Below are 17,145 nucleotides of genomic sequence, written 5' to 3' on the forward strand. Positions count from 1 at the left end.
CCGGTGGCCCAGAGCATCGGCGTCTCGAAGGACAGCGAGCCCTTCCACATCGTGCCGATCCAGTTGAAGAACTTCACACCGGTCGGGACGGCGATCAGGAACGTCATGAAGGCGAAGAACGGCAGCAGCACACCACCGGTGACGTACATGTGGTGGGCCCACACCGTCACGGACAGACCCGCGATCGCGATGGTCGCCGCGATCAGACCCGAGTAGCCGAACATCGGCTTGCGGGAGAAGACCGGGATGACCTCACTGATGATGCCGAAGAACGGCAGCGCGATGATGTACACCTCTGGATGGCCGAAGAACCAGAAGAGGTGCTGCCAGAGCAGCGCTCCACCGTTGGACGCGTCGAAGACGTGCGCACCGAACTTGCGGTCCGCCTCCAGCGCGAACAGCGCCGCCGCGAGGACCGGGAAGGCGAGCAGGACCAGCACACCGGTCAGCAGCACGTTCCAGGTGAAGATCGGCATCCGGAACATCGTCATGCCGGGGGCGCGCATGCAGATGATCGTGGTGATGAAGTTGACCGAGCCGAGGATGGTGCCGAAGCCGGAGAAGGCCAGACCCATGATCCACATGTCGGCGCCGACACCCGGCGAGCGGACCGCGTCCGACAGCGGGGAGTAGGCGAACCAGCCGAAGTCGGCCGCACCCTGCGGGGTGAGGAAGCCGGCCACCGCGATCAGCGAGCCGAACAGGTAGAGCCAGTAGGCGAACATGTTCAGCCGCGGGAACGCCACGTCCGGCGCGCCGATCTGCAGCGGCATGATCCAGTTCGCGAAACCGGCGAACAGCGGCGTCGCGAACATCAGCAGCATGATCGTGCCGTGCATCGTGAACGCCTGGTTGAACTGCTCGTTCGACATGATCTGCGTACCCGGGCGGGCGAGCTCGGCGCGCATGAAGAGCGCCATCACGCCACCGATGCAGAAGAACGCGAACGACGTGACCAGGTACAGCGTGCCGATCGTCTTGTGGTCAGTGGTCGTCAGCCACTTGACGACGACGTTGCCGGGCTGCTTGCGCCGCACCGGCAGCTCGTTCTCGTACGAGCCGGCCTCGGCGGCACCCGCGGGTTCGTTGAGGATGCTCACAGTTGGTTCGTCTCCCGGTTCTTCTCGTGGCTCGACTGCTCGATGCCCGCGGGAACGTAACCGGTCTGCCCCTTCTTGGCGAGGTCCTTGAGGTGCTGCTCGTAGCGCTCGGGAGAGACGACCTTGACGTTGAACAGCATCCGGGAGTGGTCGACGCCGCACAGCTCGGCGCACTTGCCCAGGAAGGTGCCCTGCCTGTTGGGGGTCACCTGGAAGGCGTTGGTGTGGCCCGGGATGACGTCCTGCTTCATCAGGAACGGCACCACCCAGAAGGAGTGGATGACGTCACGCGAGGTGAGGACGAAGCGGACCGTCTTGCCCTCGGGGAGCCACAGGGTCGGGCCCGGGTTGCCCGTCTGCGGGTTCCGCTCACCCGGCGTACCGCAGGTGTAGACCCCGCCGGCGTCCGCCGGGAAGTCCTCCTTGTAGCGGTCCGGGATGGCGTCCAGTTCCTTGGCGGTCCTGGCGTCGCCCGTGGAACCTTCGACGTTCTCGATGTAGTTGAAGCACCAGCTCCACTGGAAGCCGACCACGTTCACCGTGACGTCGGGCTTCTTGGACATGTCGAGGAGCTTGGACTCGTCGCGTGCCGTGAAGTAGAAGAGGACCGAGACGATGATGATCGGAACCACCGTGTACAGCGCCTCGATCGGGACGTTGTACCGGGTCTGCGGAGGAACCTCGATCTTGGTGCGGCTGCGCCGGTGGAAGATCGCACTCCACAGAATGAGGCCCCACACCAGCACGCCGACGGCGAGCGCGGCAGCCCAGGATCCCTGCCACAGGGAGAGGACGATCGGCGCCTCTTCCGTGGTCGGGGTGGGCATACCAAGGCGGGGGAAGTCCTCCCATGTGCAACCGGTGGCGGTCGCCAGGACCAGGCCCGCGGTCAGTGCCTGCAGCAGCTTCCGCCGCATCGGGCGCCGCGGCGAGCGGTCGGAGCCGTTGGGACTCACGTAGCGCCTTCCCGAGAGTCTCGCCCGCGCGTTGTGGCTGCGGCCTGCCTTACTCGGTGGTCGGTCGCCGCCCTGCGTCGGGCAGGGGTTTGGATGTTTATGCGGACCAAACCCTAGCCGACGCTCTTCGAGCGTTCGCGAGGAGGGGGGCCTAGTAGCTCGGGTGGTTCGCTGGTTTGGCGGCTGCGGGTGATTTGTGGTTGCTCGCGCAGTTCCCCGCGCCCCTGGGGGACGCCGATCTGCACGGCGATTTAGCGTTGCTGTATGGCCTACTTCGACGCCGCCTCTGCTGCTCCTCTTCATCCTGTTGCCCGGCAGGCCCTGCAGGCCTCCCTCGATGAAGGGTGGGCCGATCCTGCGCGGTTGTACCGGGAGGGGCGGCGGGCGCGGATGCTGCTGGATGCCGCACGGGAGGCCGCCGCGGAGGCGGTCGGGTGCCGGGCGGACGAGTTGGTGTTCACCTCGTCCGGGACGCGGGCCGTGCACACCGGTGTCGCGGGCGCGTTGGCCGGGCGGCGGCGGGTCGGGCGTCACCTGATCGTGTCAGCGGTCGAACACTCCTCGGTGCTCCATGCGGCTGAGGTGCACGAGGCGGACGGCGGTACGACCACTCAGGTGGCGGTGGGCCGCGAGGGCGCCGTGCGTGCGGAGGCGTACGCGGAGGCGCTGCGGCCCGATACCGCGCTGGCGTGTCTGCAGTCGGCCAACCACGAGGTGGGGACCGTGCAGCCGGTGGCCGAGGTGGCGTCGGTGTGCCGTCAGGCCGGGGTGCCGCTGCTGGTGGACGCGGCGCAGTCGCTGGCGTGGGGGCCGGTGGAGGGTGACTGGTCGCTGCTGACGGCGAGTGCGCACAAGTGGGGCGGGCCGTCGGGGGTGGGGCTGCTGGTGGTGCGCAAGGGGGTGCGGTTCGCGCCACAAGGGCCCGCGGACGAGCGGGAGTCGGGGCGGGCCGCCGGATTCGAGAACATCCCGGCGATCGTCGCGGCGGCGGCTTCGCTGCGGGCCGTACGGGCCGAGGCGGCCCAGGAGGCGGTACGGCTGCGGGAGCTGACGCAGCGGATCCGGGCGCGGGTTCCGGAACTGCTGGGCGATGTCGAGGTGGTGGGCGATCCGCGACGGCGGCTGCCGGGGATCGTCACCTTCTCGTGTCTCTATGTCGACGGGGAGACTTTGCTGCACGAGTTGGACCGCGCCGGTTTCTCCGTCTCGTCCGGATCGTCCTGCACGAGCAGCACGCTGACGCCGAGCCATGTGCTGAAGGCGATGGGGGTGCTGAGCGAGGGCAACGTACGGGTGTCACTGCCGCTCGGGGCGGCGGAGGACGACGTCGACCGGTTCCTTCAGGTACTGCCGGGGGCGGTCGCGGCGGTGCGGGAGAAGCTCGGGGCGCCGGTCCCCAGCACGGTCGTACGGGAGGACGCGCTCGTCGTGGACGCGGTGGGCAAGCTGTGCCCGATCCCGGTGATCGAGCTGGCCAAGGTCATCGGCGACGTGCCGGTGGGCGGGACGGTGCGGGTACTCGCGGACGACGAGGCGGCACGGCTGGACATCCCGGCGTGGTGCGCGATGCGGGGGCAGGAGTACGTAGGCGAAGAGCCGGCAGAAAAGGGAACGGCTTACGTGGTCCGCCGGACGCTGTGACGCACCTGGGGGCGCGGGGCTGTATCGATATGCGGCTACCGCCGCGTGTGCGCGACCAGCCCCCACGCACCCGCAGACGAATCGCTAAACCAGGTGAGCCTGCACTTCGGCGGCGGCGTCATGGCCGTACGCCTTGGTGAACCGATCCATGAAGTGCGCCCGCCGCAACGCGTACTCCTGCGTCCCCACGGTCTCGATAACGAGAGTCGCCAGCATGCAGCCAACCTGCGCGGCCCGCTCAAGGGAAACCCCCCAGGCAAGTCCCGACAGGAAACCGGCGCGGAAGGCGTCGCCGACGCCGGTGGGGTCGGCCTTGCGCTCCTCCTGCGGGCAGCCGACCTCGATCGGGTCCTCGCCGGCCCGCTCGATACGGACGCCCCGGGCGCCGAGGGTGGTGACGCGGTGGCCGACCTTGCCGAGGATCTCCTCGTCGCTCCAGCCGGTCTTGTTCTCGATCAGGCCCTTCTCGTACTCGTTGGAGAAGAGGTACGTCGCCCCGTCCAGCAGGATCCGGATCTCCTCGCCGTCCATGCGGGCGATCTGCTGGGAGAAGTCGGCGGCGAACGGGATGGTGCGGGAGCGGCACTCCTCGGTGTGCCGGAGCATCGCCTCCGGGTCGTCCGCGCCGATCAGGACGAGGTCGAGGCCGCCGACGCGGTCCGCGACGGTCTTCAGCTCGATGAGGCGGGCCTCGCTCATGGCGCCGGTGTAGAAGGAGCCGATCTGGTTGTGGTCGGCGTCCGTGGTGCACACGAAGCGGGCGGTGTGCAGGGTCTCGGAGATACGCACGGAGGCGGTGTCGACGCCGTGCCGGTCCAGCCAGGCGCGGTACTCGTCGAAGTCGGCGCCGGCCGCGCCGACCAGGATCGGCCGGGTGCCGAGCTGGCCCATCCCGAAGGCGATGTTGGCGCCCACGCCACCCCGGCGGACATCGAGCTTGTCGACCAGGAACGACAGCGAGACCGTGTGCAGCTGGTCCGCGACGAGCTGGTCGGAGAAGCGGCCGGGGAAGGTCATGAGGTGGTCGGTGGCGATGGAGCCGGTGACTGCGATGCGCACGGCGTGGAATCTCCCGGGTGGAGGGGGGTTGACGATTCACGCTACCCGGTTGCGGCACCGGCGCTGAAGCGGATGGCCGGATGGTGTGGAGAGACGGCCGGGAGACGGCCGGGTGTCGACAAAGGGGCCGCGGACTGCTTCGAAGCCGCCAAAACTACCCGATAGTAGATCTTTCTTCGCCTGCCTCGGCGTGTACGGTGCCGCTATGACGAAACTCGACGACCCGGCCCCCACCCCCGCCGACCTGGAGGGCGACCTGGCCTCGCTGCGCGGTGACTGCGCCCGGATGGTCCCGCACTGGTCGGCCCCCGACCGGGGCGCCACCCGCCCGGTCCCGCTGTCGCTGATCCACGGCGTGACCGTGCCGCCGAAGTCGGCCCGGCTGCTGGACGCGATGTCGGACTACGGCGACTGAGCCGACCCGCTTTCGGGAACCGTGCGCTCCCCCGCTGCGTCCCATCGCTGTCCCCCGTAAAGGGGATACGGGATACGACCCACCAGCGTGAGCTGTGCAGCCGAAGGAGCGATGCGGTGAACACCGAGCGACCCGACAACGACGACGACGTCGCGGGTGGGCCCGACGCCGCCGAGCCGACCGACGACGGGCGAACCACGGGCGACACCGAGGAGGGCGCCGACCGTCAGGAGCCGGACGTCGCCCGTGACGAGCAGGGCGCGGATCAGGACGCCAACCGCGCGGACCAGGACGTCGCCCATAACGAGCAGGGCGCGGACCAGGACGTCACCCGCGCGGACCAGGGCGAAGAGCACGATGCCCCCCGCCCCGCCCGTCGCCGCTCCCCCGCCGTCATCGCCTCCGTCGCCGCCGCCGTTCTGCTGGTCGGTGGCGGCGGAGCCTATCTCGCGGCGTCAGCCGGTGGCGGCTCCGGCGGCGCTACGGGGTCCGGTGCCCCGGCGGGCAACGGCACTCCCCCGCCACTCGCCCTCGACGGCTACTCCTCCGGCGCCCCGAACGGCATCGCCCCCGGCGAACCCGACCCGAACGGCGTCACCTACCAGGCCGACGGCGCCCTCCCGGACGGCCCGCGCTCGGCGGCCGTGCACTGGCCGAAGGGCGAGGTCACCAAGGAGGACGTGGCGAGGCTCGCCGAGGCGCTCGACCTCGACGGGACGCCCGTCGCCGAGGGGCAGGCCTGGAAGATCGGCGGCCAGGACGGTCAGGGCCCCAGCCTCCAGGTGAACCGGCAGGCGCCCGGCACCTGGACCTTCCACCGGTACGCCCCCGGCACCGACAACTGCCAGAGCACCACGGTGTGCAGCAAGGAGTCCTCCGCCGGTGGCGCCGATCCGGTGAGCGAGGAGGCGGCGAGGAAGGCGGCCGCGCCGATCCTGAAGGCGGTCGGCCAGGACTCCGCCAAGGTGGACGCCGGCCAGGTCATCGGCGCACAGCGGGTCGTGAACGCCGATCCGGTGGTCGGCGGGCTGCCGACCCACGGCTGGCCGACCGGGGTCACGGTCGGCGCCCAGGGCGACGTGGTGGCCGCGAGCGGCCAGCTGACCGCGCCGGTGCAGGGGGCGACGTACCCCGTGCTGAGCGCGGAGCGGACGCTGGAGCTGATGAACGTGGCGCAGGCGCCCGCCCCGCGCGGTGGCATCGGCGGCTGCGCCAGTCCCGTACCGCTGGAGCGCGAAGTGCCCTGCGACGCGGCGGCCGGCGCGCCCCGGCAGGAGCAGGTCACCGTCGAGGACGCGGTTTTCGGGCTGGCCTCGCACTCGGTGGACGCCCGGCCGGCGCTGGTGCCGTCCTGGCTGTTCGAGGTACGGGCGCCGGGGGCGCAGGACAGCTTCACGGTGACGTATCCGGCGATCGACCCGAAGTACCTGACCTCGGCCCAGTCGGGCGGGCAGCCCAGTCCGCGCCCGTCCGAGCCGGGGGACGCGCCGCGCACCCGGGACGTCCAGGTGGAGGGCTACACCGCCGAGGGCCGGGAGCTGACCGTGAGCTTCACGGGCGGGGTGTGCGCCGACTACGAGGCGAAGGCGGTCGAGGGGCCCGACACGGTGACCGTGACGGTGACCGAGAAGCCGTGGCCGGACAAGGTCTGCATCCTGATCGCCAAGGTCCACTACCGGACCGTGCAACTGGACGAGCCGCTCGGCGACCGGAAGGTGATCGGCTCGGACGGCAAGGGCATTCCCCTGGAGAAGCCGGGAGCGCGGCTGCCGAAGTAGCCGAGCACAGCATGAAGGCGGCGGCCCCGCAAAAGGGGGGCCGCCGCCTTCACTCATGCCTTGGTGGGCGTCGCTCAGCTGAAGGAGTCGCCGCAGGCGCAGGAACCCGTCGCGTTCGGGTTGTCGATCGTGAAGCCCTGCTTCTCGATGGTGTCCACGAAGTCGATGGTCGCGCCGCCCAGGTACGGAGCGCTCATCCGGTCGGTGACGACCTTGACCCCACCGAAGTCCTTCTCCACGTCGCCGTCGAGCGAGCGCTCGTCGAAGAAGAGCTGGTAGCGCAGGCCGGAGCAGCCGCCGGGCTGGACGGCGACACGCAGCGCGAGGTCGTCGCGGCCTTCCTGGTCGAGCAGCGCCTTGACCTTGGACGCGGCGGCGTCGGTCAGGATGATGCCGTCGGTGACGGTGGTGGTCTCGTCCGATACGGACATCTACATCTCTCCCGGGTTGTACGGAGACTGCTTGCCGACGGTTGCAACCGGCGGGGCCGCGGATTCATTCCGGGGCGGGCCCGTGTCTTTTCTCCTTGGCGTCCTCTTCATGCTCGCACATGCCTCCGTGAGCGCACAGCAGGCCTGTGGACAACCGGACAACGCCATACGACGAGGAGGTGTCGGGATTCACGTCACATCGACAATATGGCCGTCGTCAAACTGACGTGAACCGGTTATGATAGATAGCGTCATTTCGACGAAAAGTCGAAAAGGTGTCCCGTATGTCCCGCCGATCCGGCCTCCCCGGGTCGGCGAGCCGCAGAACAGAAAGGGTGCGTGTCGTGACCACCGCCCAGACCCAGGAGCTCGACGTACAGCCGACGCCCCTCGCCCTGCTGCTGCTCGGCCGTGAGGCCGACCCGAGCAGCGAGCGCGGCGTCGAGTGTCCCGGCGACCTGCCCTCGCCGTCCGACCCGGACCTGGTGATGCGCGCCCGCGCGGCCAAGGAGAAGCTGGGCGACAAGGTCTTCGTGCTCGGCCACCACTACCAGCGCGACGAGGTCATCCAGTTCGCGGACGTCACGGGCGACTCCTTCAAGCTGGCCAAGGACGCGGCCGCGCGGCCCGAGGCCGAGTACATCGTCTTCTGCGGCGTGCACTTCATGGCCGAGTCCGCGGACATCCTGACGTCCGACGACCAGAAGGTCGTGCTGCCGGACCTGGCCGCGGGCTGTTCGATGGCCGACATGGCCACGGCCGAGCAGGTCGCCGAGTGCTGGGACGTGCTGACCGAGGCCGGGATCGCCGAGCAGGTCGTGCCCGTCTCGTACATGAACTCCTCCGCCGACATCAAGGCGTTCACCGGCAAGCACGGCGGCACCATCTGCACCTCGTCCAACGCCAAGCGGGCCCTGGAGTGGGCGTTCGAGCAGGGCGAGAAGGTGCTGTTCCTGCCCGACCAGCACCTGGGCCGCAACACCGCCGTGCGGGACATGGGCATGTCCCTCGACGACTGTGTCGTCTACAACCCGCACAAGCCGAACGGCGGCCTGACCGCCGAGGAGCTGCGGGCCGCGAAGATGATCCTTTGGCGCGGCCACTGCTCGGTGCACGGCCGCTTCAGCCTCGACTCGGTCAACGACGTGCGCGAGCGCATCCCGGGCGTGAACGTGCTGGTCCACCCCGAGTGCAAGCACGAGGTGGTGTCGGCCGCGGACTACGTGGGCTCGACGGAGTACATCATCAAGGCGCTGGAGGCGGCCCCGGCCGGCTCCAAGTGGGCCATCGGCACGGAGCTGAACCTGGTCCGCCGTCTGGCGAACCGTTTCGCGCCGGAGGACAAGGAGATCGTCTTCCTCGACAAGACGGTTTGCTTCTGCTCGACCATGAACCGCATCGACCTGCCGCACCTCGTCTGGGCGCTGGAGTCGCTGGCCGAGGGCAACCTGGTCAACCGCATCGAGGTGGACAAGGAGACGGAGGCGTTCGCGAAGCTGGCTCTGGAGCGGATGCTGGCGCTGCCGTAGTAGTGCCGAAAGGGCCGGGTCTCGTAGGAGACCCGGCCCTTTCGCCGTCTGTCAGACTCCCGCAGGCTCCAGTACTTCCTCGGGCTTCGTCTGCTTCTTCGCCGCCCGCTTCTTCGCCCGGCGCTCCTTGCGGAGCTCCAGCATCGCGTAGAGCGTCGGGACCAGGAGCAGGGTCAGCAGGGTGGAGGTGATCAGGCCGCCGATCACGACCACCGCCAGCGGCTGGGCGATGAAGCCGCCCTCGCCGGTGATGCCCAGCGCCATCGGGAGCAGGGCGAAGATGGTCGCCAGGGCGGTCATCAGGATCGGGCGGAGCCGGTGCCGGCCACCCTCGACCACGGCCTCGACGACGCCGTACCCCTGCCTGCGGTACTGGTTGATCAGGTCGATCAGCACGATCGCGTTGGTCACCACGATGCCGATCAGCATCAGCATGCCGATCATCGCGGGGACGCCCATCGGGGTGCCGGTGGCGACCAGCAGGCCGATCGCGCCCGTCGCGGCGAACGGGATGGAGACCAGCAGGATCAGCGGCTGGACCAGCGAGCGGAAGGTCGCGACCAGCAGCATGAAGACGATCGCGATGGCCGCCAGCATGGCCAGGCCCAGGTTGGCGAAGGCGTCGTCCTGGTCCTCGGAGACGCCGCCGATCCGGGCCGTGGCGCCCGCCGGGAGGTCCAGGGCGTTGATCTTCGACTGAAGCTCGGTGCTGACCGCGCCCGTGTTGTCGCCGGTCGGCTTGGCGGTGATGGTGGCCGCGCGCTGACCGTCGATCCGGGTCATGGAGACCGGCCCGTCCACCAGCTTCACGGTCGCGATCTCACCCAGCTTCACCGGGCCCAGCGGGAGGTTGCGCAGCTCGGCGATGGTCTGGGCCGGCTCTGCCGACTTGATGACGATGTCGCGCTCGGTGTCGTCCAGCGTCGCCTTGCCAGCCTGAGTGCCGCGCACCGCCTGGGCCACGGCCGCGCCCAGCGTCTGGTCGTTGAACCCGGCGGCGGCCGCCGCGTCCTTGGCCGTCGCGGAGATGCGCGGCACGCTGGTCGCCAGGTCGCTGGTGACGTCCGTGACGTCGTCCAGGCCGGCCACCGTCTTGCGGACCTCCTCGGAGGCCTCGCGCAGTACGTCCGCGTCGGCCGCCTTCACGACCACGCTGAGGTCCTGGCTGCCGAAGCCGTCACCGGCCGCGACGGTGGTCGTACCGACGCCGTCGAGCTTCTTCAGGCCCGCGTCGATGCGGTCCTGGACGTCCTCGAACGAGGCGGAGTCGTCCAGCATCACCGAGTACGAGGCCTGGTTGGTGTCGGTGCCGCCGCCGAAGGCGGCCATGAAGCCGGAGGAGCCGATCGTCACCTGGTAGTCCTTGACGCCCTCGGTGTCGGCGAGCAGCTGCTCGACCTTCTTCGCCTGGGCGTCGGTCGCGGCCAGGCTGGTGCCGGGCTTCAGCTCCTGCTTGATGGTGAGGACTTCCTGCTCGCCCTGGTCGAAGAAGTTGGTCTTCAGCAGCGGCGCCATGCCGAAGGTGCCGATCAGGACCACGACCGCGATGGCCACGCTGGTCAGGCGGCGCCGGGTGGCGAAGCGCAGGACGGGGACGTAGAACCGCTGGAGCCTGTTTCTCGCCTCCTTCTCCTCCGCCTGGCGGCGCGCCTCGTCGGCGTCCTCGGGGGTGCCCTTGGGGGCGCGCAGGAACCAGTACGACAGGACCGGTACGACCGTCAGCGAGACCAGCAGGGAGGCCAGCAGGGCGGCCGTGACGGTCAGCGAGAACGAGCCGAACAGCTCGCCCACCATGCCGCCGACCAGGCCGATCGGCAGGAACACCGCGACCGTGGTGAGCGTCGAGGACGTCACCGCGCCCGCGACCTCGCGGACCGCCTTGAGGATGGCCTCCTGGCGCTCCTCGCCGTAGCCGAGGTGCCGCTTGATGTTCTCCAGCACCACGATCGAGTCGTCGACGACCCGGCCGATGGCGATGGTCAGGGCGCCCAGCGTGAGCATGTTCAGGGACAGGTCCCGTGTCCACAGCACGATCAGGGCGAGGACGACGGAGAGCGGGATGCTGACCGCCGTGACCAGGGTGGAGCGGATCGACGCCAGGAAGACCAGGATCACCAGGACCGCGAAGAGCAGGCCGAGCCCGCCCTCCGTGGTGAGGCCCTGGATGGACTTGGACACCGCCGGGCCCTGGTCGCTGACGACCGTGACGGTCGCGCCGGAGCCGAGGTCGGCGCGCATCTCGGGCAGCTTGTCCTCGACCGCGTCGGAGATGGCGACCGCGCTGCCGTCGCGGTCCATGGTGACGGCGACGGCGAGGCTGGGCTTGCCGTTGGTGCGGGTGAGGGAGTCGGCCCTGGCCTGCTCCTCGGTCACCTCGGCGACATCACCCAGCCGTACGGGCTTGTCGACGCCCTCGCCGGTGATCATCAGGTCCTCGATCTGCCCCAGCGAGGTGAAGCCGCCGCCGACCTGCACGGTGCGGTTGCTGCCGTCCTCGTCGAAGGAGCCGGCCGGGACGGTGGCGCCGCCAGCCTGGAGGGCCTGGACGAGGCTCTGGGTGTTCAGGCCGGCCCGGGCCAGCTCACGGTCGTCGGGGGTGACGGCGACCTGGAGGTCCCGCACGCCGTCGACGGTGACCTGGCCGACGCCGTCGATGTCCTCCAGGGCCGGTACGACGGTCCGGTCCAGCCGGTCGGCCAGCGCCTGCTGGTCCTCGTCGGAGGTGACGGCGAGGACGACGGTGGGGATGTCGTCCGTCGAACCGGCGATGACCTGCGGGTCCACGTCGTCCGGGAGCTGGACGCGGGCCCGGTTGACGGCCTGCTGGACGTCCGCGACGAGCTGCTGGGTGTCGGGGCCGTAGTCGAAGGACGCCATGATCAGGGCGTTGCCCTCGCTCGCCGTGGAGGTGACGCCGGTGATGCCGTCGACGGCTTCGAGGCTGTCCTCGATCGGCTCGACGACCTGCTTTTCGACCACGTCCGGGGACGCGCCCTGGTACGGCGCGAGCACCGACACCATGGGCAGTTCGATGGTGGGCAGCAGTTGCTGCTTGAGCTGTGGGATCGCGATCGCACCGAAGGCGAGCGCAACGATCGACATCAGCCCTATCAGGGCCCGTTGCGCGAGGCTGAATCTGGACAGCCAGGACATGGGTCAGCGTCTCTCTTCTGTGGCCGTGAGCGGAGAACGGGCACATGTGAGCGCCCGTACCTACACCCTGAGCCATCGCCCCCCGGTGATCCGTCGCCCCTGGGTCCAGTTCCTTATACGGCGCATACTCCGGCCGCAGTACACCCGGCGCGGGGTCAGTCCACCCTTGGGCGTACCAGCCCCGACTCGTACGCGATCACCACCAGCTGCGCCCGGTCGCGCGCGCCCAGCTTGGCCATGGCCCGGTTGACGTGCGTCTTCACCGTCAGCGGGCTGACCTCCAGCCGCTCGGCGATCTCGTCGTTGGAGTGCCCGCCCGCGACCTGGACGAGGACCTCGCGCTCGCGCCCCGTCAGCGCGTCCAGCCGCTCGGAACGGGCGGGGTCGCGGTCGCCGTCGTGGGTGTCGCCGCCCTGCGCGAGGAAGCGGGCGATCAGACCCTTGGTGGCGGCCGGGGACAGCAGCGCCTCACCGCCGGCCGCGACCCGGATGGCGGTGAGCAGCTCGTCCGGTTCGGAGCCCTTGCCGAGGAAGCCGGAGGCGCCCGCGCGCAGTGACTGCACCACGTAGTCGTCGACCTCGAAGGTGGTCAGGATGACGATCCGGACGTGGGCGAGGCCGGGGTCGGAGCTGATCATGCGGGTGGCGGCGAGCCCGTCGGTGCCGGGCATCCGGATGTCCATCAGGACCACGTCGGCGCGCTGCTCCTTCGCCAGCCGCACCGCCTCCGCGCCGTCGGAGGCCTCCCCCACGACCTCCATGTCGGGCTCGGAGTCGACGAGCACACGGAAGGCGCTGCGCAGCAGCGCCTGGTCGTCGGCGAGCAGGACACGGATCGTCATACAGGGTCCTTCGCTGGGGCGGTGCGGGTCTTGACCGGCAGGATCGCATGGACGCGGAAGCCGCCGCCGTAGCGGGGACCGGTGGTGAGGGTGCCGCGCAGGGCGGTGACGCGTTCGCGCATGCCGAGCAGTCCGTGGCCGCCGCCGGAGACGGGGCCGTCGTCGTCGCCGGAGCCGTTGTCGAGGACGGTGATCTCGATGTTGGGCCCCACGCGGACGACGCTGACCTCGGCCTTCGCCGCCGTACCGGCGTGTTTCTGGACGTTGGTGAGGGCTTCCTGGATGACGCGGTACGCCGCCAGGTCGACGGCGGCGGGGAGGCTGGTGCCGTGGTCGGCGCGGGCCACCTCGACGTGCAGGCCGGCGCTGCGGAAGGTGCCGACGAGTTCGTCGAGGCGGTCCAGGCCGGGGGCGGGTTCGGTGGGGGCCTCCGGATCGTCGGACTGGCGGAGCAGGCCGACGGTGGCGCGCAGCTCGTTGAGCGCGGAGCGGCTGGCCTCGCGTACGTGCGAGAGGGCCTCCTTGGCCTGGTCGGGCCGTTTGTCCATGACATGTGCGGCGACCCCGGCCTGCACATTGACCAGGGCGATGTGGTGGGCGACCACGTCGTGCAGATCGCGGGCGATGCGCAGCCGCTCCTCGGCGACGCGGCGGCGTGCCTCCTCCTCGCGGGTGCGCTCGGCCTTCTCGGCGCGCTCGCGGATGGCCTGCACGAAGTCGCGGCGGCTGCGGACCGCGTCGCCGCCGGCCGCGGCCATGCCGGTCCAGGCGAAGACGGCGAGGTTCTCCTGGGTGTACCAGGGCAGCGGGCCGGCGAGCATGGCGGCGCCGGTCAGCACGGTCATGGTGAGCAGGCCGACGCGCCAGGTGGTGGAGCGGTCGGTGCTGGCGGCGACGGTGTAGAGGGCGACCACGGCGGACATGGCGACCGGGGCTCTGGGGTCGCCGGTGATGAACTCGACGACGGAGAGGGTGCCGGTGATGCCGAGGACCCGCATGGGGGCGCGGCGGCGGAACACCAGGGCGGCGGCGCCGAGCACCATGAGGACGAGGCTGAGGATGTCCGGGGTGCGCAGCACCCAGTTGACGCCGTGCTTGCCATGCGGGTCCACCAGGGAGGCGGCCACCATGCAGACCAGTACGCCGGCCGCCAGCGCCGCGTCCAGCGCCGTGGGGTGCGCCTTCAGATGGCGCCGGGCGCTTTCGAGGGTGCTCACGGCTGTCAACGGTACGGGTACCTCGCGGGGCGTGGAACGGGGCCGGCGGTCGGTCCCGCTGTTCGTCAGCCCCCCGGGATCAGTCCATCGTCGCTCAGCAGCTCCCGTACCTCTTCCAGGGTCGCGTCCGGGGACGGGAGGATCAGTTCCGAGGGTTCCAGGGAGTCGTCCGGGAGGGGCTCGCCCAGTTCGCGGACCTGGGTGAGGAGGGCCTGGAGGGTGCGGCGGAATCCGGGACCGTCGCCGTTCTCCATTTCCGCCAGGAGTTCGTCGTCCAGCTTGTTCAGCTCGGTGAGGTGGCTGTCGGCCAGCCTCACCTGTCCCTCCCCCATGATCCGTACGATCATGTCGCCCTCCGGTGAGTGACTACTGCTTGTCGAAGCGCGGGGTGTCCTGCGGCTGCTGCTGGGCCTGGGACTCGTCCTTGCCGCCCTCGATGGCCTGCTGGCCACCGGTGCCTCCGGCCAGCTCCGCCTTCATGCGCTGCAGTTCCAGCTCCACATCCGTACCACCGGAGAGCCGGTCCAGCTCGGCCTGGATGTCGTCCTTGGCCATGCCGGTGGGGTCGTCGAGCGCGCCGGAGGCGAGCAGTTCGTCGATCGCGCCGGCCCGGGCCTGGAGCTGGGCCGTCTTGTCCTCGGCCCGCTGGATGGCCAGCCCGACGTCGCCCATCTCCTCGGAGATGCCGGTGAAGGCCTCGCCGATCCGGGTCTGGGCCTGGGCCGCGGTGTAGGTCGCCTTGATCGTCTCCTTCTTGGTGCGGAAGGCGTCGACCTTGGCCTGGAGGCGCTGGGCCGCCAGGGTGAGCTTCTCCTCCTCGCCCTGGAGCGTCGCGTGCTGGGTCTCCAGGTCCGTCACCTGCTGCTGGAGGGCGGCCCGGCGGGAGAGGGCCTCGCGGGCCAGGTCCTCACGGCCCAGCGCGAGCGCCTTGCGGCCCTGGTCCTCCAGCTTGGTCGACTGGGTCTGCAGCTGGTTCAGCTGGAGCTCCAGGCGCTTGCGCGAGGTCGCCACGTCCGCGACGCCACGGCGGACCTTCTGGAGCAGCTCCAGCTGCTTCTGGTACGAGTAATCGAGGGTCTCGCGCGGGTCCTCGGCCCGGTCAAGGGCCTTGTTCGCCTTCGCGCGGAAGATCATCCCCATACGCTTCATGACACCGCTCATGGGCTTCGCGCGCCCCCTTCTGACGGACTCCAGCTCACCGGTCTGCGACAGAACCCACAGTACGGGCCCTGCATCCATTGACGCACTGTTCGGGGACGGATGCGCTCATCCCCAAGGACGACTGAGTGCGCTCCCGCTCCGGCGTAGGGAGTAGGTGGTCCCCGGGTATGCCCCGGGGGACCCGAGGGCGTACACATCGTCCCCTCTGTCCCCTTAGAGACGAGTGGTGTTGCGGGATCGTTCCCCGCCGGACTGGGGTCCATGCCCCGGGACCCCGTACCCTTGGGTTTTGTGTTCCGTAGCCGTGCCAAAGACGAGAAGGCCGCCGTCGCCGCCCAGGCGCAGCTGACCGACTCCAAGCAGCCCCGTGACCCGCAGGCCCCGAAGGGCCGGCCGACGCCCAAGCGCAGTGAGGCCCAGTCCCAGCGCCGCAGCGTCGCCAATACGTCGATGACGCGCAAGGAGGCCGCCAAGCGGCAGCGCGAGGAGCGCCGTGCCGCCATGGAGCGGCAGCGCCAGGCGCTGGCGGGCGGTGACGAGCGGTATCTGCCGGCGCGCGACAAGGGTCCGGTGCGCCGGTTCGCCCGTGACTTCGTCGACTCGCGGTTCAACATCGCGGAGTACTTCCTGCCGATGGCCGTGGTCATCCTCGTGCTGAGCATGGTGCGGGTGCCGGCGCTGCAGAGCATCGCGCTGCTGCTGTGGCTGGTGGTGATCGTGCTCATCGTCCTGGACTCGTTCGTCACCGGGTACCGGCTGAAGAAGCGGCTGGCCGAGCGCTTCCCCGACGAGAACAAGCGCGGCGCGGTCGCCTACGCGCTGATGCGCTCCCTCCAGATGCGCCGACTCCGGCTGCCCAAGCCGCAGGTCAAGCGCGGAGAGCGGCCCTGAGCGCGACGCCTTTCTCGGGGGGTGCGGCGCACGCCTGGCTGAGCGGGCTCGGCGGGTTGCGTGATGTCGTACGGCAGGAGCTGGTGGCCCGGCAGCTCGACGAGCAGATAGCCGGGCGGTTCCCGGTCGGGCAGCGGCTGCGGGTGCTCGACGTGGGGATGGGTCAGGGCACGCAGGCGCTGCGGCTGGCCCGGGCCGGGCACCAGGTGACCGGCATAGAGAAGGACGCCACCATGCTCGCCGCGGCGCGCTCCGCGCTGACGGAGGAGCCGGTGGGGATCCAGGAGCGGGTCCGGCTCATCGAGGGCGACGGCCGGGACACGGGGGTGCACTTCCTGCCCGGCAGCTTCGACGTCGTGCTCTGTCATGGCGTACTCATGTACGTCAACGATCCGGATCCCCTGCTGGCGGGGCTGGCGCGGATGCTCGCGCCGGGCGGGCTGCTGTCGCTGCTGGTGCGCAACGGCGACGCGCTCGCGATCCGGCCGGGGCTGTCCGGCGACTGGGCCGCGGCGCTCGCCGCCTTCGACACCACCGCGTACCGCAACCGGCTGGGCCTCGACGTCCGGGCGGACCGCCTGGCCACGCTGACGGCCACACTCGCCGGGATCGGCGCACCGCTGCACGCCTGGTACGGCGTACGGGTCTTCACCGACACGGCCGCGGACGACGCGGAGGTCCCGGCGGACGTGGAGACGCTGCTGGTGGCGGAGGAACGGGCCGGGCGGACGGATCCGTACCGGGGGGTCGCGGCGTTGCTGCACTTGTGCGGGGTTCGGGGCTAGGCGCTCCGCTGGTGGTGCCGTTATGGGCCGTTGGTCTTGTGCGGCGCCGTCGTGGCTGGTCGCGCAGTTCCCCGCGCCCCTGGCGTGCGTTGGTCGAACCGTCGGTGGACTTGGCTCGCCCCGTGACTGAGCCCGTTCGGGCGTACAGCGCGGGTCCTCGTCGAGGTCCGGGAGCCAGACTCGGGTT

15 protein-coding genes are annotated in these 17,145 nt (G+C 70.2%); 6 read left to right on the top strand and 9 right to left on the bottom strand.

Annotated features, from left to right (window positions below):
• Nucleotides 1-1,100: cytochrome c oxidase subunit I (locus SSP24_RS32295; protein ID WP_174864762.1), on the bottom strand; the 1,100-nt coding region annotated here is incomplete at its 3' end.
• Nucleotides 1,097-2,056 (bottom strand): aa3-type cytochrome oxidase subunit II, encoded by a 960-nt coding sequence (ctaC, locus tag SSP24_RS32300; protein ID WP_141313519.1) that lies wholly within the window; start codon nt 2,054-2,056, stop codon nt 1,097-1,099. The genes ctaC and SSP24_RS32295, both read right to left, overlap by 4 nt.
• Nucleotides 2,057-2,320: 264 nt before the next feature.
• On the opposite strand from ctaC, the gene SSP24_RS32305 reads away from it, so the two are divergent.
• Entirely contained in the window at nt 2,321-3,697 is a 1,377-nt protein-coding gene (locus SSP24_RS32305) for a cysteine desulfurase/sulfurtransferase TusA family protein (protein WP_141313520.1), read from the top strand.
• 84 nt (nt 3,698-3,781) lie between these two features.
• Here SSP24_RS32305 and SSP24_RS32310 read toward each other — a convergent pair whose 3' ends face one another.
• A complete protein-coding gene (locus tag SSP24_RS32310) occupies nt 3,782-4,756 on the bottom strand; it encodes a carbohydrate kinase family protein (protein ID WP_141313521.1) in 975 nt (324 codons plus the stop codon).
• 205 nt (nt 4,757-4,961) lie between these two features.
• On the opposite strand from SSP24_RS32310, the gene SSP24_RS32315 reads away from it, so the two are divergent.
• Both SSP24_RS32315 and SSP24_RS32320 read left to right on the top strand, forming a co-directional pair.
• Nucleotides 4,962-5,171, top strand: coding sequence for a hypothetical protein (locus SSP24_RS32315; protein WP_141313522.1), 210 nt, complete (start codon nt 4,962-4,964; stop codon nt 5,169-5,171).
• A 116-nt stretch (nt 5,172-5,287) separates the two neighbouring features.
• Entirely contained in the window at nt 5,288-6,949 is a 1,662-nt protein-coding gene (locus SSP24_RS32320) for a hypothetical protein (RefSeq protein WP_141313523.1), read from the top strand.
• A 74-nt stretch (nt 6,950-7,023) separates the two neighbouring features.
• Here the strand turns inward: SSP24_RS32320 and SSP24_RS32325 are convergent, their stop codons facing one another.
• Nucleotides 7,024-7,380: a HesB/IscA family protein gene (locus SSP24_RS32325; RefSeq protein ID WP_006135694.1), complete on the bottom strand. Its 357-nt coding sequence runs from the start codon at nt 7,378-7,380 to the stop codon at nt 7,024-7,026.
• A 344-nt stretch (nt 7,381-7,724) separates the two neighbouring features.
• On the opposite strand from SSP24_RS32325, the gene nadA reads away from it, so the two are divergent.
• The gene (gene nadA, locus SSP24_RS32330; RefSeq protein ID WP_141313524.1) at nt 7,725-8,909 is read left to right on the top strand and encodes a quinolinate synthase NadA; all 1,185 of its coding nucleotides are present in this window, start codon (nt 7,725-7,727) and stop codon (nt 8,907-8,909) included.
• Between the two features lie 51 nt (nt 8,910-8,960).
• Here nadA and SSP24_RS32335 read toward each other — a convergent pair whose 3' ends face one another.
• From SSP24_RS32335 to SSP24_RS32355, 5 genes are all read right to left on the bottom strand, one after another.
• Complete coding sequence (locus SSP24_RS32335) at nt 8,961-12,062, bottom strand: efflux RND transporter permease subunit (protein ID WP_141313525.1); 3,102 nt, start codon at nt 12,060-12,062, stop codon at nt 8,961-8,963.
• 155 nt (nt 12,063-12,217) lie between these two features.
• A complete protein-coding gene (locus tag SSP24_RS32340) occupies nt 12,218-12,904 on the bottom strand; it encodes a response regulator (RefSeq protein WP_141313526.1) in 687 nt (228 codons plus the stop codon).
• Entirely contained in the window at nt 12,901-14,121 is a 1,221-nt protein-coding gene (locus SSP24_RS32345; RefSeq protein ID WP_141313527.1) for a sensor histidine kinase, read from the bottom strand. Before SSP24_RS32345 ends, SSP24_RS32340 begins: the two co-directional genes overlap by 4 nt.
• Before the next feature lie 65 nt (nt 14,122-14,186).
• Complete coding sequence (gene pspAA / locus SSP24_RS32350) at nt 14,187-14,468, bottom strand: PspA-associated protein PspAA (RefSeq protein ID WP_141313528.1); 282 nt, start codon at nt 14,466-14,468, stop codon at nt 14,187-14,189.
• Nucleotides 14,469-14,487: 19 nt separating this feature from the next.
• Nucleotides 14,488-15,282 carry a PspA/IM30 family protein gene (locus SSP24_RS32355; protein ID WP_141313529.1) on the bottom strand — a complete coding sequence of 265 codons (795 nt, stop codon included), beginning with the start codon at nt 15,280-15,282 and terminating at the stop codon, nt 14,488-14,490.
• Nucleotides 15,283-15,543: 261 nt separating this feature from the next.
• Between SSP24_RS32355 and SSP24_RS32365 the strand changes: the two genes are divergently transcribed.
• Nucleotides 15,544-16,173 (top strand): DUF3043 domain-containing protein, encoded by a 630-nt coding sequence (locus SSP24_RS32365; protein ID WP_167529760.1) that lies wholly within the window; start codon nt 15,544-15,546, stop codon nt 16,171-16,173.
• Between the two features lie 83 nt (nt 16,174-16,256).
• On the top strand, nt 16,257-16,958 hold the full coding sequence (locus tag SSP24_RS32370) for a class I SAM-dependent methyltransferase (protein WP_141313564.1): 702 nt from the start codon (nt 16,257-16,259) through the stop codon (nt 16,956-16,958).
• Nucleotides 16,959-17,145 lie beyond the last annotated feature (187 nt).

The sequence above is a fragment of the Streptomyces spinoverrucosus genome (genome assembly GCF_006539505.1).
GTDB lineage: Bacteria > Actinomycetota > Actinomycetes > Streptomycetales > Streptomycetaceae > Streptomyces > Streptomyces spinoverrucosus.

Excerpts from the sequence above, each read along its gene's own strand:
- SSP24_RS32305 (WP_141313520.1), top strand. The coding sequence starts at position 2,321 with ATGGCCTACTTCGACGCCGCCTCTGCTGCTCCTCTTCATCCTGTTGCC.
- SSP24_RS32315 (WP_141313522.1), top strand. The coding sequence starts at position 4,962 with ATGACGAAACTCGACGACCCGGCCCCCACCCCCGCCGACCTGGAGGGC.
- SSP24_RS32325 (WP_006135694.1), bottom strand. The coding sequence starts at position 7,380 with ATGTCCGTATCGGACGAGACCACCACCGTCACCGACGGCATCATCCTG.
- SSP24_RS32335 (WP_141313525.1), bottom strand. The coding sequence starts at position 12,062 with ATGTCCTGGCTGTCCAGATTCAGCCTCGCGCAACGGGCCCTGATAGGG.
- SSP24_RS32340 (WP_141313526.1), bottom strand. The coding sequence starts at position 12,904 with ATGACGATCCGTGTCCTGCTCGCCGACGACCAGGCGCTGCTGCGCAGC.
- pspAA (WP_141313528.1), bottom strand. The coding sequence starts at position 14,468 with ATGATCGTACGGATCATGGGGGAGGGACAGGTGAGGCTGGCCGACAGC.
- SSP24_RS32355 (WP_141313529.1), bottom strand. The coding sequence starts at position 15,282 with ATGAGCGGTGTCATGAAGCGTATGGGGATGATCTTCCGCGCGAAGGCG.
- SSP24_RS32365 (WP_167529760.1), top strand. The coding sequence starts at position 15,544 with ATGCCCCGGGACCCCGTACCCTTGGGTTTTGTGTTCCGTAGCCGTGCC.